Annotated in this window: 20 protein-coding genes; 9 read left to right on the top strand and 11 right to left on the bottom strand. The window is 66.2% G+C overall.

Annotation, left to right across the window (positions count from 1 at the left end):
- Positions 1–220 precede the first annotated feature (220 nt).
- From WFJ17_RS03370 to WFJ17_RS03395, 6 genes are all read left to right on the top strand, one after another.
- The gene (locus WFJ17_RS03370) at positions 221–1,657 is read left to right on the top strand and encodes a DUF3375 family protein (RefSeq protein ID WP_171024258.1); all 1,437 of its coding nucleotides are present in this window, start codon (positions 221–223) and stop codon (positions 1,655–1,657) included.
- Complete coding sequence (locus tag WFJ17_RS03375) at positions 1,654–2,319, top strand: DUF4194 domain-containing protein (RefSeq protein WP_138174591.1); 666 nt, start codon at positions 1,654–1,656, stop codon at positions 2,317–2,319. The genes WFJ17_RS03370 and WFJ17_RS03375 overlap by 4 nt, the downstream gene beginning before the upstream one ends.
- Positions 2,319–5,729 (top strand): ATP-binding protein, encoded by a 3,411-nt coding sequence (locus tag WFJ17_RS03380; RefSeq protein WP_138174593.1) that lies wholly within the window; start codon positions 2,319–2,321, stop codon positions 5,727–5,729. The genes WFJ17_RS03375 and WFJ17_RS03380 overlap by 1 nt, the downstream gene beginning before the upstream one ends.
- Positions 5,726–6,931, top strand: coding sequence for a Wadjet anti-phage system protein JetD domain-containing protein (locus WFJ17_RS03385; RefSeq protein WP_138174595.1), 1,206 nt, complete (start codon positions 5,726–5,728; stop codon positions 6,929–6,931). The genes WFJ17_RS03380 and WFJ17_RS03385 overlap by 4 nt, the downstream gene beginning before the upstream one ends.
- A 128-nt stretch (positions 6,932–7,059) precedes the next feature.
- Entirely contained in the window at positions 7,060–7,521 is a 462-nt protein-coding gene (locus WFJ17_RS03390; protein WP_138174597.1) for a zinc ABC transporter ATPase, read from the top strand.
- An 80-nt stretch (positions 7,522–7,601) separates the two neighbouring features.
- On the top strand, positions 7,602–8,237 hold the full coding sequence (locus WFJ17_RS03395; protein ID WP_171024259.1) for a metallophosphoesterase: 636 nt from the start codon (positions 7,602–7,604) through the stop codon (positions 8,235–8,237).
- A 556-nt stretch (positions 8,238–8,793) separates the two neighbouring features.
- On the opposite strand, the gene WFJ17_RS03400 is transcribed toward WFJ17_RS03395, so the two are convergent.
- The 6 genes from WFJ17_RS03400 to WFJ17_RS03425 all read right to left on the bottom strand — a co-directional run bounded on the left by WFJ17_RS03400 (position 8,794) and on the right by WFJ17_RS03425 (position 15,491).
- A complete protein-coding gene (locus tag WFJ17_RS03400) occupies positions 8,794–9,036 on the bottom strand; it encodes a hypothetical protein (protein ID WP_228179188.1) in 243 nt (80 codons plus the stop codon).
- The gene (locus WFJ17_RS03405; protein ID WP_138174602.1) at positions 9,033–11,123 is read right to left on the bottom strand and encodes a TniQ family protein; all 2,091 of its coding nucleotides are present in this window, start codon (positions 11,121–11,123) and stop codon (positions 9,033–9,035) included. Before WFJ17_RS03405 ends, WFJ17_RS03400 begins: the two co-directional genes overlap by 4 nt.
- Positions 11,120–12,277, bottom strand: coding sequence for an AAA family ATPase (locus WFJ17_RS03410; RefSeq protein ID WP_138174604.1), 1,158 nt, complete (start codon positions 12,275–12,277; stop codon positions 11,120–11,122). Before WFJ17_RS03410 ends, WFJ17_RS03405 begins: the two co-directional genes overlap by 4 nt.
- Positions 12,274–14,394, bottom strand: coding sequence for an integrase (locus WFJ17_RS03415; protein WP_336647671.1), 2,121 nt, complete (start codon positions 14,392–14,394; stop codon positions 12,274–12,276). Before WFJ17_RS03415 ends, WFJ17_RS03410 begins: the two co-directional genes overlap by 4 nt.
- Positions 14,395–14,469: 75 nt before the next feature.
- Positions 14,470–14,781 carry a hypothetical protein gene (locus WFJ17_RS03420; protein ID WP_138174608.1) on the bottom strand — a complete coding sequence of 104 codons (312 nt, stop codon included), beginning with the start codon at positions 14,779–14,781 and terminating at the stop codon, positions 14,470–14,472.
- Positions 14,778–15,491, bottom strand: coding sequence for a TnsA-like heteromeric transposase endonuclease subunit (locus tag WFJ17_RS03425; protein WP_212743498.1), 714 nt, complete (start codon positions 15,489–15,491; stop codon positions 14,778–14,780). The genes WFJ17_RS03420 and WFJ17_RS03425 overlap by 4 nt, the downstream gene beginning before the upstream one ends.
- A 290-nt stretch (positions 15,492–15,781) precedes the next feature.
- Between WFJ17_RS03425 and WFJ17_RS03430 the strand changes: the two genes are divergently transcribed.
- The 3 genes from WFJ17_RS03430 to WFJ17_RS03440 all read left to right on the top strand — a co-directional run bounded on the left by WFJ17_RS03430 (position 15,782) and on the right by WFJ17_RS03440 (position 17,237).
- Positions 15,782–16,105 (top strand): hypothetical protein, encoded by a 324-nt coding sequence (locus WFJ17_RS03430; protein WP_138174610.1) that lies wholly within the window; start codon positions 15,782–15,784, stop codon positions 16,103–16,105.
- Between the two features lie 177 nt (positions 16,106–16,282).
- Complete coding sequence (locus WFJ17_RS03435) at positions 16,283–16,609, top strand: MarR family transcriptional regulator (RefSeq protein WP_138174612.1); 327 nt, start codon at positions 16,283–16,285, stop codon at positions 16,607–16,609.
- A complete protein-coding gene (locus WFJ17_RS03440) occupies positions 16,599–17,237 on the top strand; it encodes a hypothetical protein (RefSeq protein ID WP_171024261.1) in 639 nt (212 codons plus the stop codon). Before WFJ17_RS03435 ends, WFJ17_RS03440 begins: the two co-directional genes overlap by 11 nt.
- Here the strand turns inward: WFJ17_RS03440 and WFJ17_RS03445 are convergent.
- The 5 genes from WFJ17_RS03445 to dnaB form a co-directional block, all read right to left on the bottom strand.
- Entirely contained in the window at positions 17,188–18,333 is a 1,146-nt protein-coding gene (locus WFJ17_RS03445; RefSeq protein ID WP_138174616.1) for a hypothetical protein, read from the bottom strand. The genes WFJ17_RS03440 and WFJ17_RS03445 overlap by 50 nt on opposite strands.
- Positions 18,330–19,373, bottom strand: coding sequence for a helix-turn-helix domain-containing protein (locus WFJ17_RS03450; protein ID WP_171024262.1), 1,044 nt, complete (start codon positions 19,371–19,373; stop codon positions 18,330–18,332). The genes WFJ17_RS03445 and WFJ17_RS03450 overlap by 4 nt, the downstream gene beginning before the upstream one ends.
- A 276-nt stretch (positions 19,374–19,649) precedes the next feature.
- A complete protein-coding gene (locus WFJ17_RS03455; protein WP_242085844.1) occupies positions 19,650–19,958 on the bottom strand; it encodes a hypothetical protein in 309 nt (102 codons plus the stop codon).
- Between the two features lie 47 nt (positions 19,959–20,005).
- Positions 20,006–20,317, bottom strand: coding sequence for a hypothetical protein (locus WFJ17_RS03460; RefSeq protein ID WP_336647672.1), 312 nt, complete (start codon positions 20,315–20,317; stop codon positions 20,006–20,008).
- A 167-nt stretch (positions 20,318–20,484) separates the two neighbouring features.
- Positions 20,485–22,983, bottom strand: coding sequence for a replicative DNA helicase (dnaB, locus tag WFJ17_RS03465; protein WP_442927961.1), 2,499 nt, complete (start codon positions 22,981–22,983; stop codon positions 20,485–20,487).
- Positions 22,984–23,546: the final 563 nt, after the last annotated feature.

Here is a 23,546-nt window from a genome sequence, read left to right on the forward strand (position 1 = left end):
GAGACCCCGGCCTCGACAAGAACGCTACGTACCCCGGGCTGCCGACCCCGACCACATACCGCCGAGGGCATCTGGCGGATGAGGGTGCCCAGGCGCACGCATCCTCGCCCTCCTCGAGCCCCCGTCCGCCCGCCAAAGCGGCACCGTGTCGTCGGTATAGGAGATACTGGCGACACCTGAGGCCGGCAGGGGGGACCCGTTGACAGCAACACCACAGCAGTTGGCTGAAGCCGTCGACACCAACCCGACTCTTCGTCTTCTCGGCGCATACAGTCGCGACTGGGTCCTGCCGCTGTTCGCCACCCACCTGGGGACCATCGATGGTTCCGTCTCCGCGGAGTGGTTCCATGAGCGGGTCGCTGAGACCATCGACGCCTTGCCGAGCATGACGGGAGATCGTACTCCCGCCGAGCACTGTAAAAAGTGGGTCGAGGACCGGTGGCTGGAAACGGAGATGGACGCTGGCCGCCTGCGATACCGGCTCTCCGCCTACTCGCTGCGAGCCCTGCAGTTCGTCCGTGAGATCGTCGACGGTGAAACCACTGTCACCACGGCTCGGTTAGAGAGCATCGCGCATGCCGTCCACACGCTCGCGGATATGACCAACCCCGACCGGCGCGTGCAGGTTCGTCGGATCGATCGGGAGATCTCCCGGCTCAAGAAGCAGCGGGACGACATCAAGTCTGGTCGGACCCGGCTGTCTACCGTGGAGGAGCAGCAACAGCAGCTGCGTGAGATCTTGGCGATGACCCGCACGCTGCCTGCGGACTTCCGGCAACTGCGCACCCTTGTCGAGGACCGTCACCAGCGAGTCGCCCGACGAGCGATGGCCGACGGTCCTACCAAAGCAGAGCTCGTCGAGGACTACCTCCACGAGCACGACCTCCTCGGCGACACCCCCGAGGGCCGCTCCTACCAAGGGTTTTCGAGGCTGTTGACGTCCAAGCAGGCCCAATCCATCCCGGACGACATCGATCAGATCCTCTCCCAGGAGTTCGCCCGCGAGCACATGACTGTGACCGAGCGGGCGCAGCTCGAGACGATGTTCTCGACCCTGCTCGCCGCGCAACTTCGCGTACAGCAGAGCTACGTCAAATGGACCTCGTCACTGCGGCGCTTCCTCACCAGGAGCACACACGAGAAGCACCGGCGCCTCCTCGCCCTCGCTGACCGGGCGCTCAGCGCCGGCGCCGAATGGGTCGAACGGCACCCCGGCCCCGCGGTGATCGACAGCGACGTGCTCGGCATCGGAACGATCGACACCACCGACATCTCCCAGACCCAGTTTTGGATCGACCGGGGACCTCAAGAGGTTCAGGTCCGCGCGATCTCGCCGCACGCAGACCTCCCGACTGCGGATCGTGAGGCGTTGCGGCTGGCGGCTGGGACGAGCCCGAGAGTCGTCGCCCGGACCGTGAACCGGCTGATCCGTGAGCGCGGTGCGGTGACCGGCAGCGAAGTCTTCGACGCGACGCCGCCAGACTTCCGACGGCTGGGAGCACTCGTCTCCCTCCTTGATCTAGCCATCACCTACGGCCAGGTATCAGACCACATCAGAGATCGCGTCGCACTCCAGCCCGCGCAGGAACGTGCACTCCACGTCGCGCTCCCCCATCTACGCTTCGACACACCCATCATGATCGGTGAGCACGAATGAGCGACGGACACGGCACCACCGATACAGGAGAGCTAGCGCCTGACGCCCCCGAGGATTTCCCTGACGGTGCCCGCCGCGCGCTCGTCGTGCTTCTCACGAACCGGTTCATCACCCGGACGAGGAATCGCGCCGTGTGGGACATCCTGCGTGGGTATGAAGAAGAGATCCGCGGCCGCCTCGCAGATCTCTACCTGACACTGGAGATCGACCACGACCACGGCGTCGCATTCAAACGGCAGATCATGGAGGAGGACACTCCCCGCATCCTCCGCAAAGATCGCCCGCTCAGTCGCGACGCCTCGTTCCTGCTCATCTTTCTCTGCCAGGAGTGCGCCCACGCCGACCCCCAGGACGAGCTCGTCGTGGTCACCCGGGCTCAGATCGACGAGTTCCTTAGCGCCTACCGCCAGGATGACGACGGCGACCAGGCGAAGTTCGATCGTCGCGTCACCGCCGCCATCCGGCAGCTGCAGGATCTGCGGCTGCTCAACCAGGACCCTGACGCCGACTACCTCTACACGATCTCGCCAGTCGTGGTACCTCTTGTCGGTGTCGATGAACTGACGCGGCTGGAAGCGGCATACCGGCTCGGGGCAGGCGCCACCGCAAATGACGGGAATGGCACCGAAAACTCAGCCCAGCTCCTTGACGAGGAGTCCTGATGCTAATCAATGGGCAGTTCCGCATCGAGAAGGTCCAGGTCCTGAACTGGGGCGGATACTCCGACCTACAGGTCATGCATGTCGAACGTGCCGGCACCGCGATCCTCGGACCGTCCGGACGCGGCAAGTCCACCCTGCTCGATGCGATGGCCTCGGTCATCCTTCCCAACCCGCAAGAGTTCAACCAGGCCGCACGCGACGACAAAGGCCAGAAGCGCGAGCGCACCGTATACACGTACGCGCGTGGGCTCACTGACCGGCGGCGTGACGAGAACCGACGCTCCGGCACAACCACCTACGTGCGTCCACCCGGCACAAACGGGTTCGCCAGCGGCGCTGCGATCACGTGGGCTCATGACGATGGCCGACGGGTCACGGTGTTTCGACTCGCATGGGTTGCCAGCGACACCACCGGCGCCGACGCGATCAACGCGAATACGATCTACGGGTTCGTCTCCGGCGACTTCGACCTGGACCGCCTGAACGGGCTCACCGGTGTCCGCTCCGGCTCATCGCCCCTGACCAAGACGACGCTCAGCGGCCTGATCGACACCAGCCGCGGTGATCTCGTCGATTCCTCACAGAGCAAGATCCACGCGAAGATGCGCTCCGTGATGGAGATGGGCAAGTCCGACGAATCCCAGCGCCTTGCCATGCACCTGCTGCGCCGCGCCCAGGCCTCCAAAGGCATTTTCAACATCAACGCGCTGTTCAAGGAGTTTGTGCTCACCGAGCCGCTCGCGCTCGACCGGTGGGGAACCGCGCTCGAGGCGTACCGAGAGGCGTCACGTCTGTATGACGAGTACGAAGCCACCCGACGCCAGCTGGAGACCCTCACCCGCCTCCCTCAGCTCGCCGAGAAGTACCAGCACGCGGGCAAAGACCACACACGCAAGACTTCACTCCTCTTGGAGCGGGCCGAAGGGACCCCCGCGCGCCTACGGATCTGGCACGCCCACAAGCTCCTCGACTGGTTGCGCGCACGGATCGATGACAATCGCCTGACGACGGCAGAGACCAACGAAGATCTGCAGGCAGCGAACACGCGAAGGACACACGCGAAGACAACGTTCGACAACCTCCTGCTCAGCCTCACCTCGGCCGGCGGAGACAAAGCACCCCTCCTCAAGGTCCAACTCGACACCGCCCAGCACAACCTGGACCGGATCGGCATTCACCGCGCAGCCGTCTCCCGTCGCCTATCTGAGTTCGACCGCACCCTGCCCGCCTCGCAGGGTGATCTGTTGCTTCTGCAGGACGACCTCAGCGATATGCGCACCCAACTGGAGACCCAACAGATCGCTCTTGACGCCGAGGCCAAGGCTGCGGTGCTCCGCGCGGGCATGATCGCCGGACAACGGAAGTCGGTCGCACACGAGCTGCATCAACTCAGCTCCCGACGATCCAACATCTCTCCCGAGGCGGCTCAGCTGCGCGCCGACATCGCCGCAGCTACCAACGTGCCGCTGGACCGGCTGCATTTCTTCGGTGAACTCATCCAGATCAAGGCCGAGCACCAATCATGGGAGGCTGCCGTCTTCAGTGTTCTGCGCGGCGTCGCCAAGGATCTCGTCGTCGATCAGGAACACTTCATCACCGTTCGGCGATTCATCAATGAGCATGACACCCGGATGCACGTGTCGCTCGTTCCCGTTCGCGAACAGGGCTCTCAGCGCGAGCCGGTACCCGGCACCGTACCGGCGATTGTCGAACTGGCGGACTCACCGTTCGCCCCGTGGGTACTCAACGAGCTCGTCGACCGATTCTCCTACCAGCTCGTGGAACGCGACTCGGATCTGGACACCAAACGTGCGTCACACCTCAACGGCGCCGTCACCCGCGCAGGGATGCGCACCGCAGCATTCGGACGGTTCGCGAAGGACGACTCGGTACAGAGGTACTCGTTCATCGGCTGGGACACCGCCGATCTACGCCGCGACCTTGAGCAGAACCTCGCGTCGCTTACCGCGGAACTGGCACCCGCTGACGCCGCGTCCAACACCGCTCAAGCCACACGCGACGACGCACGCGATCGGGCACAGCGCCTCACGACACTCCTCGAAGAACTCGACTGGTCATCCATCGATACGGCACCTGCAGCCGACCAGGTGCGACAGCTCCAAGAGGAGATCGCCGAGGCCAACACCCCCGAAGTCACCGAACTCCAGAAGCAACTGGACGACGCGCGAACAGAAATGACCGAGTCGGAGCTGCACGCACGCGAGATCGAGACGAAGCTCACGACTCTGAACGCAGCGTGGGGAGTGCTGGTCGACCTGGAAGACGAGTCATCTCTTCTCATCGACGACTCCGCCGTGTTGGACGCCGACGAACGCGAGGCCACCGGCACACTCGGATTCCTCGCACCTCCCGTCGATGTCACGACGGCGACGGGTCGCGCGCTCCGTGCGGCAATCGAAGCCAGCTACGGGCAAGCGGCCACGGATCTGCAGAACCAGCTCGTCTCACTCAGGAAGGAACGCGAAGCACTCGAGACCGCTGTCCTCGCCACCATCCGTGCATTCCGCGGCCTGGAGGATCGAAACCAGAGGGAAATCGACGAGAGCATCGACAGCCTGCCGGCGCTGCTCTCCATTCACGACCAGCTGCTCACCGATGACCTCCCCCGCACCAAGCAACGCTGGCTCGAGCAGGTCGACCAGGACATGAACACACAGCTGCGAGGACTTCTCGTCCAGATCGATGACGATCGCCGCTCAATCGTCCGAGGCCTCGCCCCCATCGATAGGGTTCTCGAGCGTGTGGCGTTCCGCGTCGACTCCACCCTCACGATCGACGTCTCCGACAAACCCAGCGGTGAGCTCAACGAGTTCCGCTCCACGATCTCGGAGTACACCAGCAACACCCTCCACCAATCCATCGAACGCGACGCGGAGAAGATCGAACGCGACTTCAACCGGCTGCGCCGCAAACTGGCCCTCCTCGACGACCTCACCCGAACCGGCGAGAGCTGGCGTCGCCGCGTATTCGACGCGCGCGAACACGTCGAGTTCAAGGCAATCGAGAAGAGAGCCGACGGCGTCGAAATCGTGCACGACGGTGTCTCCGGGATGAGCGGCGGGGAGGGGCAGGAACTCATCGCATTCATCCTCGGCGCAGCCCTGAGATATCGGCTGGGCGAAGGAACGGACGCCCCTCCCACCTACGCGTCGATCGTGCTCGATGAAGGATTTGTCAAAGCCGATAGCGACTACACCGGACGGGCCCTCGCCGCCTTGTCCGCGCTCGGGTTCCAGCTCATCATCGGCGCGCCGCGTGAGAAGGCAACGGCGTTCGAGTCCCACGTGGAAACCGTCGCATACATCAACTCCGACCCAGCCAACCCGCAGGGCGTGCGCATCTTCGAGATGACGATCAGCGAAGCGCTCAGTATCGAGGAAGCCGCGTGAGGAGCCCCGCAGACGTTGAACGTCTTATCACCACCCGCTACAAGTCGTCCTGGCGCGCCTGGCTCACACAATCCTCCCCTGAACAGATCACCTTCCCCCTCCAGCCACCCACCGCGTCAACCATCCCCGCACAAGAAGAGGCCGTCCGGACGTGGCTACATGCGTGGCGTGCCTGGCACGACCTGCACCCCGCTACCAGCCTGCGAACCGCGACCGTCCGCACGGCCGCTGGCGCTCAGGTCGTCTACACACACATCGACATCCCTGGGCCAACAGCGCTCGCTGGACTCGACCCCGCGACCGCTAACCACTGGCAGACCGCGATTTCCCGCTACCCCCAACTGGCAGACCTCGACGTCTCCACCGACCAGCTGCGGCCGATCCTGCCCCGCATTGTCGACCTCGACGATTACGACTTCGAACTGCTCCTGCGCGTCGTGGAATGGTTCCGCAACAACCCCGCATCCGGGCTCACCGCCCGCCAAGTCCCTGTCACAGGTCTCCACACCAAGTGGCTGGGACGGCACAAGGCGATCGTCATCTGCCTGCTTCGAACCGACATCCCCAACCGGGTGGCTGATCTTGGCGCAGAAGCCGTCGACCCTGAACTCGACATCAACGACCTCGATCTACTCGGACTGCGGCGACTGCCGAACCACGTCGACGTCATCCTCGCCGACCCCGCCGACCGCCGACTCGTGGGCGGCATCCGCCAACTCCGAGCACCCGTCGAAGAAGTCGCCGGCCTCCCCCTCACCCCCGATGACGTCCTGATCATCGAGAACAAGGAGGCCGCGACGCCAATAGAGGACCGAGCAGGGCTTGTAGTGATTCATTCGCTTGGCAACTTTCTCGACGTGCTCGACGCGCTCCCATGGCTGCGGTCCGCACGCACCTGGTACTGGGGAGACCTCGATCGAGCCGGGATCACACTGCTGTCGCGTGCCCGGGCTAGGGTGCCCGAGATCGCCTCCCTACTCATGCACGCCGACACTGTCCGGGAGTTCGAACCACTCGCGAACGCCGACCCGAGCGGTCGCGTAGACCCACCCGAACCAGTCCTCACGCAAGATGAACGTGCCGCGCTGGAATATCTCGACGCTGGACAGCCGCCGCTCCGCCTCGAACAAGAACGCATTCCATGGCACACAGCGCAAACCACCATCAACCTGGCGATCGACCAGGCCGCTGTCCTCGATTAGCGCTCGTGTGGCACCATCCCAGACCACCTCGAGGACACCCCGACGTGGACGGGCTCTGATCCCCGATGCCGTGGACACCGCGTCATCGGCATGACAGACTGCTCTGTTCTGCTGGAAGGGGAACCACCGTGCCGCACACAGACGACCACACCGACTGGGAACAGATCATCCGCGACATGATCGCGCGGAGCAGCGAATCCGCACCTACCGAGCCAGGCGTGTACCGGATGCCGTGCGGGAACTGCTACGTCGACTTCTTCCGCACCTCGGACGGCACCGAAAGTTGGCTCGTCCCCGGCGACGAGCGCAGCTACACTCGCGACACTGTCGCCATCGACCGGCACGGCGACCACCCGTGGGAGCGGATGTACACCCTCGGCCACGCCGCCGCCGAGATCCGACGCCGCGCGACCGCCGACGATACGCCCGTCGAGGTGCTGGTCGAGCAGCTGGCGGCGATCGCCGCGGTGGAGGACGCGGCCGAGGCGGAGGAGATCGCCCGCATCGCCCGGGAACGTCCCGCCGACAGCCCGGACGTCCCGCTCGCCGATGTCGCTCGGAAGTTCGGGATCGATCTCGACGAGCTCTAGCGATACCTGTCGTCGCCTACTGGCACGCTAGAGACACCAGATCATGCGAGACACCGATCACCTGCGAGAGGGGCGTCGTCGTGAACCTGTATCCGCGGTTCGACTTCGACCAGGTCGACTTCGTCACCGCGGACACCCACTTCAGCCACGCGCGGATCAGCGAACTCGCGGATCGCCCGTTCGCAACGGTCGACGAGATGAACGCTGAACTCATCCGCCGCTGGAACGAAACGGTCAGTCCGACAGAGGTGGTGCTCCACCTCGGAGATGTCGCGCTCGGCCCGATCGAGGAATCGATCGGTATCACCGCGCAACTGCACGGCCGCCGATTCCTGGTCCCCGGAAACCACGACCGGGTGTCACCGGCGACGCAGTCGAAGAAGGCGATCGAACGGTTCGCGGCGCTCTACGAAGCGGCCGGTTGGACGATTCTGCCGGAGGTCATCGAAGGCACCCGACGCGGGTATCGGATCCTCGCTTCTCACTACCCATACAAGGGCGACTCGCAGGAGTCGGATCGGCACACCACCCATCGACCGCGCTGGGACGACGGGATCCCACTCCTACACCCACGCCCGCGACCACGGACCGAACGGGCACCAGTTCCACGTCGGCGTCGACGCCCACGGCTACACGCCCGTCCCCTTCACCGAAATCGACGCGTGGATCCGCGGCCTCCCAGACGCCGAACCATGGCTCGACATCGCAATCCGTGAGGCCCGCCAGACCATTACCGACCTCGACGGCAGCGAAACCTCAAACTCCGACGCGCTGTTCTACACGATGGGCTACAACGAGCTACGGGTCGCGCTGGAAGAACTCCTCGGCGCGTTCGACTCCGCCCACCCCGACTCGCCCCCGGGGACTGTCTAGGCGCGGGACTTCCGCGTCGGCGTATACCGCGTGGGCCCGAGTGTAAACAGTTCGCCTGCCGCGGGACCTGATCGGAGGGTACGCGGTTCCCGTCGGAAGCGGATCCATCCGCGACGCCGCCAGTGCACCATCGTCAGGTACCGCACCGACGCCGAAGACCACGCCTCCTGACGCTCCGCGGCGTCGGGGTCGTGGGCGGCGAGCTCCGCGAACACCTCACGGAAGGTCGGCGGCTGACCACGCTCGCGGGTGTGGCGGTGGATGAACCTCACGGCGCGGCGCGCCCACACCGGCGCTGTCTCATCAGCGGTGAGTTCAGTGAACAGCGGCACGAGGTGCGGTGCCGACCACGGCTTCTCGTACACTTCACCGTCGTTCGACACCACCCTGCAGCTCCCCTCAGCGGTCATCCCAGATATACCGCCGCCGAGCCCAGCCAGGGGCGCGGGCGTCGTCAGAAGGATGATCCTCGCCAGGGGAGGATGTCAGTGTCTCGCGTGGGGCGGTCGGCGAGGATGTGCTCGGCAACGGCGCCGCATCGATGAGTGCTTGCAGTGCCGTGGTGTACTTCTCTCCGGTCGCCTTCATGCGTTCCCTGGCGGCTTGCTGCAGCCGACGGGAGGTTCGCTTCTCAGTTGTCATGACGTCCCTGCTTTCCCGCGGGGGCGGACGGTGATGCCGGCGGCGTGCAGGTGCCGGTTGATGGTCATCTCGCTGCATCCGGCAAGGTGCGCGATCTGTGCCATAGTCCTCCCTTGCGTCTCATAGTGGTCGCGTAGCCAATCGGAATCGAGGGTGAAGGTGGGGGGTCGTCCGCGACGCGACTTGGTGCCCGTGTCGGCGAGGATGCGGCCCACGGTCTGCCGGGACACGTTCACGTCCGCGGCGATCTCGTACGTCGACGCCCCCGCCGCATACGCCCGCGCTAACACATCGGGAGGCATCACGTCCGCGGCCGTTGATCGTGCTGGGCGGCTCCGCGCCCACGCCGCAGGCGCGTCCGGGACACCGTCCGAAGGCTCGGGTGTCCATGTGACGGGCTCATCGATGCCGTTGACGAGAAGGAAGTCCGCGGCGAGCTGGTCGAGTCCCGTCCGCACCGCTGACGGCAGTCCATCGGCGAAGCGGGCGACGGCCGGCGCGGTCACCCCTGCCTGATCCCACTCCGGCGGGATCGAATGGATCGGATTCCCCGACAGTGTCCGGTGCAGGAGCGCCCGGGCCAAACGCCATCGTCGTCCACCCCCAGCCGATACCCCCGCCACCCGGCACACCTCCTGCCACTGGGATTCGAGGAGGATCCCGCTGTAGTCGAGGGCGCGACGTCGGGCGTAGTCAACGGGCACGTCATGCGTATCGAGGAACGCGGCCAGCCGGAGGATCGCGTGCAGGGTGCCCACGTCATGAGAGCTGCGACCGAGGTCACGCATCACATGGGTCACCTGGCGGGCCGGCGCCTGCGGATCGAGCAATGCAAGAGCGGCGGAGTGTGTGAGCCTCGTGCCCGTGAACACCACCGCCGCCGCCAACGCCGACGCCACCACCTCACTGCCGACCCGTTGCGGCGCGTACCGGGTGATCCACTCGCCCCACAACTGTGCCGGTACCTTTCGCGCTCGTTCGACCGGGCTGACCCCTGACGGTGGTGCGGACTGCAGGAACACCGTCGGCCGGCGACGACGCCCCAGCGCGGCCGCGATCAGGGTCTGCAGTTGCGGCGTGTGCGCCGTGTACGACGAACTCTGAGCCAGCCGCCCCTGCAGCAGCGCGGCGACACTGCCCGGCTTCGCCAGTGCGGTGACGGCGAGGGTGGTGCCGACGGCGGCCCCGACGGCAGAATCCGGTCGTGCCCGTACTGCCGTCGTCCAATCCTCGCTCGCCCTAAACAGCGCCACGAGCTCCTCACCAAGCGGACTGATGTCGAGGCGATCGCCGGCGGCAATCGCGTGCCGGGCGGTACGGGACAGCAACCGAGTGTCTTCCAGCACCGCGACCGCCGGCTGCGGCGCCTCCGCATAGATCCCGAACCCTGCCCCGCCGGTGGAAACGATCCGCATCAACGCCCGCTGCGCATCCAGGACCGCCCGCGACACTGGAGTGCGGGTCGGGTCGGCCGTGAGGTCGGCCCGACACCGGTTCGCTTGCGGGCCCCGTCCCGGCCCTTGGACGGGATTGTGGCACCGGCCAGGAACGGGAACAAGCGCGAGCGGGTGGGCACGGTACCGGGCAGGACGATCACACACGGGGCACCGGTCCACGAGCAGGCGGCGGTGGCGAAAACAGGCGAACCCGAACGGGAACTGCCACGACATCCGCCACCGGCCACCCGAATCGACCAGGCACTCCGGGCAGTAGCGTCCCGCGGTCCCCGCCGCCGGGCATTGCGAACTGATCCGCCCCCGCCGGGTGTACCGGATCGCATGGTGCGCGAACCGCATTCTCGTCATCTCCTGGAACTGATCCGCCGGAATGCCCGTCGACGCCTCGAGCCGCGACGCCTGCTCATCAGTCAGCGCGGTGGCCCAACTGTCCGCCATCCACGCGGTCGCCGACACCGCCACACCCTCCTGCTGCTCGATGAGGCCGAGCGCGCAGGCCATCTCGTTCATCGTCGCCCCATAGGTGGCCGCCATCTTCTCCAGCCAAGAGTCGAACGGCTCATCAGGCAGCGGCCGCACCCGAAACGGCAGCACCCGCACCTCATAGGAAATCGTCGACGTCGTGGTCATGCGGCGGCCGCCTCGCCGTCCTGGTTCTTGCGGCGGCGTGCCTGGTGGTTTCGCAGCTGCTGATCCAGCTTCGCCTCAAGCTCGCGGCGCTCCGTCTCCGCGCCCTCATCGATGCGGATGTCGTCGAGCAGTTCCCGATCGATGACCTCCCGCCCTGTGCGGATCGCGCGGGACGCGCCGCGACGGATCAGGTCCATGAGGGATCCGATGTTGCCGGTGGTGCGGGCGAACAGGTACCGGGACAGGTCGACCAGCATCCCGGGGCGAGCACCGGTGAGGACGAGAGCTTGTTCGACGCCGAATAGCAGCCGGTCCCACTCCTCCCTGCCCCTCTTGTGGGTAAGCGTGAAGGGGCTGAGCCCGAGGACGGTCCATCGGCGGAAGGTCTGCGCCATCGCCGCCTCCCGGCCGGTCTCCCCTTCACCCACCAGGCCGCGGGCGCGGAGGGCGACGCCGGCGAACAAGAACGTCGCGTTGTATTCGTTTGCGAGCCACTTCAGCTGGTTGGCGACTTCGACCCCGTCGCGGGTGCGCATGTTCAAGAAGTGCAGGTCGTCAACGATCACCAGCCGGGTGTCATGCCGTTCGATGCACTCCGCCGCCGCCCGGGCCAGGTCCCGGCCGGCCATGGAGCGGTGCAGGATGCCGGCGGTGGCGGGGTGGGCGTAGAAGCCGAGGATCATCATGTGCAGGCCCTTGATCGTCAGCCGCCCCGTCAGCGTCACATGACACACCGGCAGGTGCCGCACGTCCCTGTCCGCGTCCAGCCATCCCCCGGCCTCCGCGATCCGCTGCTGGTGGAACACGCGGCCGAAGTTGTTCACCACGGTCGACTTCCCGAGCGCCGGCGGGGCGTCGATCGCTGCGGCTGACTTCACCCGGTCGGAGTCCTGCAGGTTGGAGTCGAGGATGTCCGCCAGCTGCAGTTCGATGTCCTCTACCTGCCGTGTGCGCAGCAGGATGTTCGCGTGCCACACCCGCCGCTCCAAGTCGTAGACGACGCGATCGCGAGCAGGCAACGACTCCAGCTGGGCGCGCGAGAGCTCCTCAGGGCGAGCGCGGGGAGGCCGTTCGGCGAAGTCTGTCCAGCCCTCGTAGGTGGAGAGGCTCCGTTGGCGGGGCGGCTGCTGCGGGGCGCTCGTCGGGCTGGTCATCGGAGCATCTCCATCGGTTCGAAGTGGTAGTCGCCGCGGATGGTGGGCTCGTCGATGTCGTCCTCGTCGTCATCATCACCGGTCTCGGGCGTGTCGACGCGTCGGCGCGGGTCGCGGACGGAGCCGGTGAGCTCGGTTCCGAGATCAGACGAGGCGGTCAGTTCCGCGTCGAGCATCCGTTGCACGGTGCGTAGCGACCACACCCCGTCCGGGTCCGGTTCCTTGTCGTTCAGCTGTGCGGCCATCCGGGCGCTCATCCGCCGCTCCGATGGCGTCAGACCACGGCCGGCGCCCCAGTCCTCCAGCAGCTGCGCGGCGACGTCGTCAACCTGGGAGGGGCGACCCTGCCGGATTGCGATCTTCTTCGCGTACTCCAACGCGTCCAGGCTGAACGGGGTGTCGAAGCTGCCCTTGTGCTCCCATTCGAGGGTGTGCCAGGTGTGGTCCTCGGGGTCGTGGAAGTAGATTCTGGTGAGGTCGTCGGGGTTGACGAAGAATGGCCACTCCGTACCCTTGTCGCGGTGGATCGACCGGGCCCGGTTGCGGTACTTCGCGACCGACTCGCCGGTGTAGCGGAGTTTGTGGATCTCCACCCCGTAGTGGTTGAACTGCCGCTTCACCACCGGCAGCAGCTCCAGCAGCACGTTCCGGTCGGTGGGCAGACGCAGCTGTCCCGCGACAGCCAGGCCCTGTTCGTATCGTTGCGCGGGGCTGAGCTTTACCCCGGGCAGGTTTGGATCCTCCAACGAACTGTGGGGACGAAGGTGGTAGACGGTGGCTACCCATTCCCGGATGATCTGCTCCAGCTGCGGCACCGTGTAGACGGCCTCTGCTTCGGGGTCCTCGCCGCGTCCGGCGACGTCCGCGCCCTTGTAGCCGGGCAGCTCTTGCAGCAGGTCGTCGAGGGTGCGGAAGAATCGTTCCACGGGGCTCTTGTCGGTGGGCTGGTAGATCCGGGCGGGTTGGATCGAGATCCCCAACCGGGCGCACCCGCTGGTGAGATGCTCCGACAGGTAGGCGGCGCCGTGGTCGACGACCAGCGTCTCCGGCAGGATGCCGGCGCGGGTGAACCGGGACACCTTCGTACGGGTCGGGTCTACCAGCAGCGTGTCGGGCAGACCGTGGTACGGCCAGCGAGCGGACGTGCCCCAATCCGTGGGCGTATCAAACGGTTGCAGCGCCTCCATCAGCACGCCGGCGACGTCGATCGATTTCGTCGAACCCGGCGTGAGCCGCAGTCCGAGGATGCACCGCGAGTACAGGTCCATCGCGATCGTGAGATCCGCTGACACCCATTTCCCGGTCACCGGGGCGACGGCGAACACGTTCAGCGGCGTGGTGTCCATCAGCACGTACTCGCCCGGCCGGACCGCCGACAACCGCCCGTAGGGTGCGGAGGGTCGGTTCGCGGTCGACCGTTTGCGTTTGGTGGGGCCGGTGAATGTGGCCCGGCCTCGATCCAGCTCAGCCAGCGCGTTGTACGCGCTCGCGCGCGAGGGGCGCTTCACTGTCCCCGGGCCGTGGACGCGCTCGGTGCGTGCATTGATCCGGTCGATGATGATCTTCTTGGAGACCTTCGCTTCGGGGGTCTGCTCATCCAGGACCGTCTGCGCGGTAGCGATCCACCGCGGGTCGAACCCGGTCAGCGCGTTTCCGGCTTGGGAGGACCGGTAGTCCATCAGGCCCGCCTCCCCGGACTCCCGGTACTGCGCCACCCAGCGGCGCACGGTCCGTTCGCCCTTCCCGAGTTCGGTCGCCTTCGCCGCAGTCCGCTGTCGCAGACTGTGCTGCGGGTGGTATTCCAGGCGCGGCTCACCCTCCCGCGGGATCTGCGGAGTGCCGGACTTGTATCCGGTGAGCACCTCGCGGACGTGGTCGGCGCGCTCCATGGTGCGTGCCTTCGCGGAGTCGGTAGCGTCCGCCCACAGCACCCCCAGCGGAGTAGCATCCCTTTCCCGCGTGTGGCCAGGGATGTGGGCCTTGCCGCCCTCGGCGGCGGGGCGCAGCACGTCGACCATCCGGAGTCGGCGGTGCCGGCCCGTGCGGTCGCGGATGATCACCGCCCCGTCAGCGATCTCCGCGACCGTGCACGCCTCCCCGTCGTAGACGAAGTCCATCCCAGGTCGCAGCATCCAGCTATCCATCATCATGCTTCCTCTCAAAGTGAGTAGTCGGGGATCGGGTGCCGGGACTCAGGCCGTGTCACGGAGGGATGAGCCGCTCTCCGCCGTCACGCGAAGATGCCGCGCCGGTGGCTGCACGACGCGCGTACCGAGCACTTGCCGCAGGTACTCCTCAACGGCGCGCAGCAGCTGGGCTGCCGCTTCCTTGTCCGCTCTCGGTGACTGCGGGGGCACCGGCAGGGCCACGGGGATGCCCAGCGCCTCGCATGCTCGCGCCGTGTCGGCCTCGCGGTCGCGCTCCGATCTCGTCGACCGCTCCGGGCCAGCCTCCTCGAAGAGCAGGGAGGGAGTGCCAGGTCGAAGGTCGTCTCGTGCGCTCATGTCAGCTCCAATACGCTCGTCGTGCTCAACAGGTGGGACAGGTCCGTGCGCAAACGCTGTGTCCACAGCAGGTGCAGCACGAGGGAACGGGCGAACCGCTGCTCTCCCGCGATCGGAGTCACGGCACGCACCGCTTCCCCGAACGTCACAGCGGCTCCCAGCACGGTCGCCGCGGCATCGACCTGCCCGGGATCGAACTGGAAGCTGCGCCGGTACCCGGCGAGGAACTGCACATTCGCCAGCAGCACCGGATCGGGCTCGGAGCACACCCGGTACTCCCAGCCATGCGCCTCGACCTCCCGCCGCGTCCAGTCCAGCGAGTCCCGCACCGCCGGGACCTGCAGCTTCGCCGCCGGCTTCACATCGACAACGCACACCAACCGGTCTGTGTGCGAGATCAGATAGTCCGGGATGTGCCTGCGGGTCGTGCCGTGATCGTCGCCCTCCATCAGGAACGGCTGGGACAGGATCCAGTCCACTCGCGGGTCGAAGTCGCACAGCAGCAGGTTCGCGTACTCCAGCCGCGACTCGTACCCCACGGGCGCCTGCATCGTCGCGGACCAGTACGAGCCGGAGAAGTGACGCTGCTTGCGGTACCAGCGGAACTCACGCCACGGCACCGCCGCCGCGAACACCCCCAACCGGGCATCCGGCAGCGAAACGACGTCGACGTGATCCTGCATCATACGGATCCGGATCGTCGACGCCACCGCGATCATCCCCGACCCGGCTCCCCGGCCCGCAGCTCACCATCGCCCGTGTCCCCGGTCGGAACCTGACAGCGGTGCGTGCGCATGAACACATGCTGTTGCCCCGCGACCGCGCAGCGGAACTCACCGACGCCACAGAAAGAAGTGAGCAGCTTTGTACTAAATCACTAAACAGCTAATCACTAGTAAATGTCACATTCACTACCAAGCTCGATGTTGCGCCTGTCAGATACACAACAAACCTCCGCCGACCAGTCGGCGGCGTCCGACGCATATGAGACACTCGGAGCATGACGGCGATCCACCCGATTGCCCCCGAAGACTCCAAAGCGCTCTTCGGGAACAGCTACATGCACACCGTGCTGGTCGAGATCACCCGGCACGGCGATGAACCGTTCTCCCCGAAGCAGATCATCGACGCCACCGGACTGCCCGGCGGGATCATCCACCCGCTCATCAAGAGGCTGAAGTCCAGGCATTTCATCGAGTACCTGGGCCGTGTGCCCGGGGAGAAGACCACGCTGTACCAGGTCCGCGACAACCCCTACATGCGCGCCGCCCGCGAGTACGCCGAAGCTGCGCCCGAGATCCCGCAGCATCGAGCCGCCAGCTAACCCACGGCGCCCCGGATCGACCCACAGCTCGGTCGCGACGACCGGTGAGCGACGTGTTCGACGTGCGTCGCGCCACCACGTGCCACCGCTGCCGAATTCGCAAGGTGCGGCGTCCAGAGCACACACTGGTGCGTTCTCCATGTTTCATGAATCTTGAATTTGATCTAGACTGGGTAGGTGCCAACCCTTGCCCGCGCGGCCGAGCTGTCGAAGGCGGTCTTCGGCAGCGAGCACATGCTTTCCGTGATGTGGCAGATCTCGCAGGCACCGGACGCAACGTTCAACGCTCCCGCCATCGAACGGGCCACGGGCCTGGCCGGGAGCATCGTGCACGGCATGCTCGCACGACTCAAACGCGCCGGCCTCATCGAGGTCGTGGGCCATCTCGAGGGAGAACGCACCCTCGCCTACCAGCGTCGCGACCATCTCGTATGGCAGGCGGCATCTCAACTCACGTCCGAGGTGACTGACACCCTGGGCATCGGAGGCCCCTATGACAGCTAGCCCCTCCACGACCGTCGCCGGGACGTCCGGGGTGAGTTGGCAAACCGGTGCCCATCGCGTCCACGTCGACCTCGAGCTTCACCTCCCGGAGATCCAGCGCCGCCGCGCCACAAACGCGGCGGGGTCTGTACAAGACCTGGACACTCTGCGGTTCCTGCTGACGCTCCCCGTCGATCAGCCCACCGCCCTCGCGGGCCTCGATGCGTACGAGCGGCGCCTGGCTCGGCGAGCCGTCCGCTGCGGGTTCGCCGAAGAGCGCGCCGTCGCCCGCAGCCAGTCCACTCTCATCCGAAGAGCGGAGCCTCCCGTGACGGTGCGGCTGATATCGGTGTTCGGCCCGTTCCGTCGCAGCACCCTGCAGTTGGCGACGACATTCGCCCCCTACGGGCGTCGTCGACTCGTCGTCCCCTCTGGACGGCTCGACGAGATATTGTTGCTCGAAGCAACCTTCTACGGTGTCGGCGTTACGGTGGCCGACGCCAACGGCGAGCGGACCGTCGCCGCGTCGGCGCCCTTCCAGCCCGCCCGGTTCACTGGCGCCTCCTGGCTGTTCGCTGAGCGCATCTACGGCCAGGCGCTCAGCTCAGCGACCGCCACCGGGCAAGTGTCGGCGGCATCGAGATCATGACACCCGTGTGCTGGGCGAGCCGAACATGCTCCGCTTCAGCCTCCGCCAGACGCTGATTCCACCACCGTGCCACTTGAGAGGTCCCCATCGAGGTGACGATACCTGCGATCTCGTCCAGCGCGGCCAGATTGTGCAGGTGAGCCCGGAGCCGATCCTCATCGGAGCCGGTGAACGAGTCCACCGCGCGTCCCTCACAGTGGCGACACGGGCACGGCCACGGAGTCGCGCTGGCGAACCACTTCAGGTGCATCTCGCTGGACCGGGCGAATCGCATCAGCTCCGGCATCAGCACGTGCGGCGTGCGATCACCAGGGCGACTCGAGTACGGTCGGCTGCCCGGCACCGGCAGGCGCCGCAGGCTCGGGATCTGCCCGATCACGGCCGCGCGAGCGCCGGACGCGAACGCATCGATGCCAGCGAAGTCCGCCCGCCACGGCACCGCACCCTTCACCTCGCCGAAGAACCGGCGATACGACTCCGGCGCCCCCTTGAGATTCAGAGGATCACCCGCCTTCGCTCCCAGCGCCAACGCCACCGGATGACGGCTCCGCGCGGCGACCGCGATCAACTGCGAGATGTGATCCGGCGTCGACCACTTCTGATGGACGGCCAACGGGAGGATCACGTCGTCGCGGTCGATATTGTCCGCAGCCGCGAGGACCGCCTTAAGCGCCCCCGGGTCTGCGACGTCCACAAACCCCGCTGGGATCACCGCGACCGCCGCGCCTGCATCGCGCTGCGCCTGGAGAGTCTCCTCCACCGTGGGCGCGATGAGCGCATCCACCGGTTCATCGATAATCAACGGGCGCTCGGCCGTCGCCGGAGCGAGCACCGAAGTCGGCTCGATAAGGAAAACCAAATCCTGATGCCGCGCCCGCAGGCGCCAGGCGGTCTGAAGAGCCGTCGGCCCCGACAACACCATGCCGCCGTGTTCCATGTTCACGTGCGGGGCGGTCTGCATCGTCTCACCGCCAGCCATCGTGAACACTCGCCCGCCCAAAGTGCGCTCGACCAGCGTGGCACCGGCGAGCGACTCACGCGTCGTCCGCGAAACCAGAGAGCTGTCGACCACCTCGATGTTGGCCCGATCGGTCATGCTGCGCTCCTCACGTAAAGGTCTTCGAACTCGTCCTGAACCAGGAACGCGTCGCGCGCGAGCTCTGCGACGCTCTCACCCTCATTCAGCCGCTGCTGCACCACCCGGTCGATCAGACCAGGATGTTCCTCGGCGATCGCTACCGGCTCTACGCTCCGATATCCGGCGCGGGAGAGCTCGATGTTCAACTGCCGGTAACGGCCCTCGCTGATCACATCCAGATCCACCGCACGCCGCAGCAGCGCCGCGATCGACACCCGCCACTTCGACTTCAACCGTGCCAAGCCCGGGATCGTCACCGGTGCCGCCGCCAGATCCATGCGCACATCCTGCGCCGGCATCAAGAACTCCGCCGCGAACCGATCCGCCTCAGACTCCTGCGTCTCCGACGGCACCTGATGCATCACCGCGTGCGCAAGCTCATGCGCCAGCGAGAACCGCTGCCGATCCGGCGGAATGTGATCTCCCAGCAGCACCACTGGTCGCTGTCCTTCCGGCCAGCTCACCATCGCATCGATCCGCTCCGACCCCAACGATCGCTTCACCACCACAACCCCGGCATCCTCCAGCGAGCGCACGAGGTCTTCCAGCGGACCGGACGCGATACCGATCGACGCACGCACCTCCTGCGCGATCTCCTCCGGAGTATCGAAGCCATCGGGCGGAAGCGGGTGCCGCACCAGCCGCACCGGCGTGTCTCCCGCGACGAGCCCCGTCACTTGCAAGTGCAGCAATTCCAGTTCTGCCCGCAACCGGTTCGCCACCGACAGGGGCAACGTGGAGCGCTTGCGATGGAACACATACGGCGCCGCTCCCTCATCCACCGGGACCGTCAGCAGCACCGGTGGAACACGCAGCACACCGCTCAGCTTCTCCAGGCGGTCGGGGTCCAACTCCACCAGCCCGGATTCCGCCTTCGACAGCACCGCTTGCGAGATCCCCGTGGCTTCGGACAACGCACCCTGCGTCCACCCACGCGCAACTCGGACCGTGCCGAGCATCACCCGGCCGGTCCGGCGATCAGAAGCAAACTCTGCCATGACTCCCATCTTAGTCAGCGCCTCCGACAATCGCGCGATCCATGTGCAGAAATATTCTCGCGTGTTGGATGTGAACAGCCCACTCTGACCGCGACCCCACGCCAGACCGGGTCGACGGAGATGATGTAGGTTCCCGCCCGACATGGCCGAACCTGCGAGGAAAACCGCGACTTTTGGCAGTGGGTGTTGGCTTTCAGCTCCGCGCGAAGTGGCGGATTCCTAGGGCGCGTTCGCGCAGGCGCCTTACGAGCGAGCGTTCGACGAAACAGGAACCCGCTACCCGGCGACCACGACAGCAACCCCCACGAACCCCAGGCCGATGACGAAGAGGAGGATTTGCGACCCGCCAAGCAAACGCAGATTGGGTGCGTAGGGGTCCGGATCCTCGGCGGTCGCACGATGGCCCGTGGCAGCCATCATCGTCCCGACGCCAGCCAGGACCGAGCTGAGCAGGATCAGCCAAGCAACAACAAGCCACACCCTTGTCGGCGCAGACGTAGAAGCGATGTCGCTCAAGAAGGTCATCGTGAGCGCGAGCACGCCGGTCGCGAGGGTGATGAGTTGCTTCGCGAGATCCACGACCATCTCGAGAGCTTTGCCTCGATCAGGGGAACCAGCAGACGCAGGGGTCATCAGCAAAAGGGCCAAAGCGGGCAGATGCCGTCCTCGAAGCCAGCGTGAACTAGCAGGGCGCTCACGGCCTCATCGGTCCCACCTTCGGTCGCGATTGCGGTTGCAGTCGCGGTGACAGCAACCGCGTCCGCCAACTGCGCTATCGGACCCTGCCAGGCGGCGATGGTACGAAGTTCAGCCGAACCCCTCCGATAACCGTCCGAGATTAGCCGTCGCAGCTCGGCTTGAGCTCGACGCGTTAGATCAACACCGCGGCGAGAAAGCTCGGCGTCAACCAACTCGAGCAACGCCGAATACAGATCGTCCGCCATGCGTTGAGTATGGCATCCCAAGAACCGCTGCAACTAGCGCATACTCTCCATCACGACGCTCAAGGGGGTCGCCTCTCGCGGTAGGTGTCCCTGATCGTCCACAGCAAATGGCAGGGATGCCAAGTGCCTGCCAACTACCCGTGGAATATGCCATTTCGGCGTGGAACCTACACGCCGCCCTGGAAGTCGCTGGCCATGTCGGCGAAGCGCGAGAAGTGGCCCTGGAAGGCGACCTGGATGGTCGCGGTGGGGCCGTTTCGGTGCTTGGCGACGATGAGGTCGGCCTCGCCCGGGCGCACGTCCTTGTCGTAGACGGAGTCGCGGTGCAGCAGGATCACCATGTCGGCGTCCTGCTCGATGGATCCCGACTCGCGCAGGTCGCTGATCGCGGGCTTCTTGTCCTGCCGCTGCTCGGAGCCACGGTTCAGCTGCGAGAGCGCGATCACCGGCACCTGCAGCTCCTTCGCGAGCAGCTTCAGGGCACGCGAGAACTCGGAGACCTCCTGCTGACGCGACTCGACTTTCTTGCCGCTCGTCATCAGCTGCAGGTAGTCGATGACGACCATCCGCAGGCCGACGCGCTGCTTGAGCCGGCGGCACTTCGCGCGGATCTCGACGAGCGTCATATTCGGGCTGTCGTCGATGTAGAGCGGGGCGTCGTTGATGCGTCCGCGGGTCGAGGCGACGGTCGTCCAGTCGCGCTGGTCGAGCGTGCCCTTGCGGAGGTTCTGCAGGGGCACGGCCCCCTCCGCGCTGAGCAGGCGCATGGCGATCTCCGCCTTGCCCATCTCGAGCGAGAAGAAGATGGAGGGCTGGTTGTGCCCGATCGAGGCCGCACGGGCGAAGTCGAGCGCGAGGGTCGAGTTGTGGGTCGGGATCATCGACTCACCCGCGAGGTAGAGGTGATCGTCGTTGTCGACCTGAACGCAGCGCACCGGGACGCTCTCGATTCGACGCACTGCCTTCACGTAGCGGCGACCGATGCGCAGCGTGCTCGACGGGCGCTCTTGAGCATGTGCGATCCGCTTGCGCTCGACCCGGAACACGTCGTCGACCGTGGAGAAGTTCAGGATGTACGCCGTCGACGACTCCTCTGTGCGCCCAGGCACACGCTTCGTCGTGCGCCCGCAGCGGTAACCGAGGCTGACGACGAGCTCATAGACGGAGTCGGCCAGACGCTTGCTCGTCACGGTGAACTGACAGGATCCGACGCCCTTGACGATGGTCCCGTCGGTATCCATCAGTCCCGCGAGCAATGCGCGGCGCTGGGCTTCCGAAGCACGCAGATACCGGGTCGGCACGTGCTTGTCGCCGAGCACACCGACCTTCCGCAGCAGTGCGGCAAAGCTGCCGTGGTCACGGTGACATGTATCGCAGCGCTGTGCCTCGCCCGAGTACCGCTCGCCGCAGTCCGGGCACGTCAGACGCTCCGGATGCGCACCCTTGTTCTTCGGGCCGCACGTGCGGCCGCACGTGTTCACGTTCGGATGCCGGGCGACGAACTCGGTTCCGCAGACATCGCAGTGCTTGACGAGCGCCACCCGCTCGGCGAGCTTGAGCGAATACAGCATGCCTCCGCGGGGCTCCGCGCGCACGCCCGCGTCCTCGACGAGCAGCGGGATCTCATCGGTCTCGCTGGTGATCCGCGCCGAGGCGCTGTGCCCGTCTCCGAGCCACGCTCCCAGTGCGTACGGGGGGATCGGCAGTTCGGCATCCACGGCGCGCAAGGGCGCCGCATTTGCGATGGAATGGTTCGCCCGCCGGTCGGCGCCCACGGTGAGCGTCTCGAGGATCTGCTCGGTGGTCACCGTCGCAGCAGCGCCCGCCGATGAGCGGCGCGAGGACCGCGTCTCGGTCAACCACTGGTGCTGCGCGTCGGCGATGATCGTGGACCCGTCGGAGAACTCGACCTCGTAGCAAGGGCGATCGAGCATCACGTCGGTCGCAGCGACGACGCTGGTGGGGTGCCCATCGGCGCCGTACAGGTAGTCGCCGACCTGCACTTCGCCCATTGTCGTCCACCCCGTCGGAGTGGCGAGCGGCGTATCCAGCGCGAGCGCCTTTCCCATGGCGGGGCGGGCCGCGACGACGATCATCTGACCGCCGTGCAGGCCGTTGGTGAGCTCGTCGAGCTCGCGGAATCCCGTCGGCACGCCCGTCATGGATCCGTCGCGGCCGCTCGCGGCCTCCATCTCCTCGACCGCCGCGTCGACGGCCACGGTGAGCGGCACGTAGTCCTCGGCCTGCTCCGTGCCGGTGACCGAGTAGATCTCGGCCTGCGCGCTGTTGACGAGGTCGGTGGCGTCGCCCTGCCCGTCGTAGCCCATCTGCACGATGCGGGTGCCGGCGTCGACGAGCTTGCGCAGGATCGCGCGCTCCGACACGATCCCGGCGTAGAAGCCCGCATTCGCTGCGGTCGGCACGATCGACGTCAGCGAGTGCAGATAGTCGGCGCCGCCCGCGCGGGACAGGTTGCCCGTCTTGATGAGCTCGTCGGTGACGGCGATGACGTCGGTCGGCTCGCCGTGCGAGTACAGCGAGAGGATCGCGTCGAAGATCAGCTCGTGCTTGGGGATGTAGAAGTCGGCGCCGCGCAGGGACTCGATGACGTCGGCGACCGCGTCCTTGGAGAGCAGCATGCCGCCGAGCGTGGACTGCTCGGCCATCAGGTCGTGCGGAGGGGTCCGTTCAGGCCTCCGCTCGCCACCGAGCCGCTCTTCGGCGATGTCCGCGATCGACACGCGCGCCCCCTTCTCCTACCCCACCGGCTGTGCGCAAGGCCCGGTCGGGATCCGGCCTCGCGGGGTTGATCTCCCCGTGGGCACATCGCATCACAGACCACCGACATCGGGTTGCTGGACCACGCTACCCGCCCGCGCGGAGAGCCTGTGGATAACTCTGTGGAGGAATTGTGCGTAAGTCGGGAGAGTCTGTGCAGAACACCTGGGGATAACTGTGGGGAGTCTTTCGGCTCTGAACTTTTTTATGCTAGTTGATCTGGGATTATCCGTTTCCCCACCCTGTGGATGAGAATCTGTTTAAAGTCCCTCTTTAAGGTTCGTCGAGCGCTGTGCGGATGTGTACAACCTGGGGAGGAAACTCATGCTCGGGGCGCTTTGTCAAGTCGGCCGTTCGGCGGGAGTGGCGACGCTCGAAGGAGCAGTCCGGACAGCCGAGAGCGCGCCGACGCGCACGGGTTCACCGCGTGTCCCGAGGCGATCCCGGCTCG

The organism is Microbacterium sp. MMO-10, from assembly GCF_037148715.1.
Classification (GTDB): Bacteria; Actinomycetota; Actinomycetes; order Actinomycetales; family Microbacteriaceae; genus Microbacterium.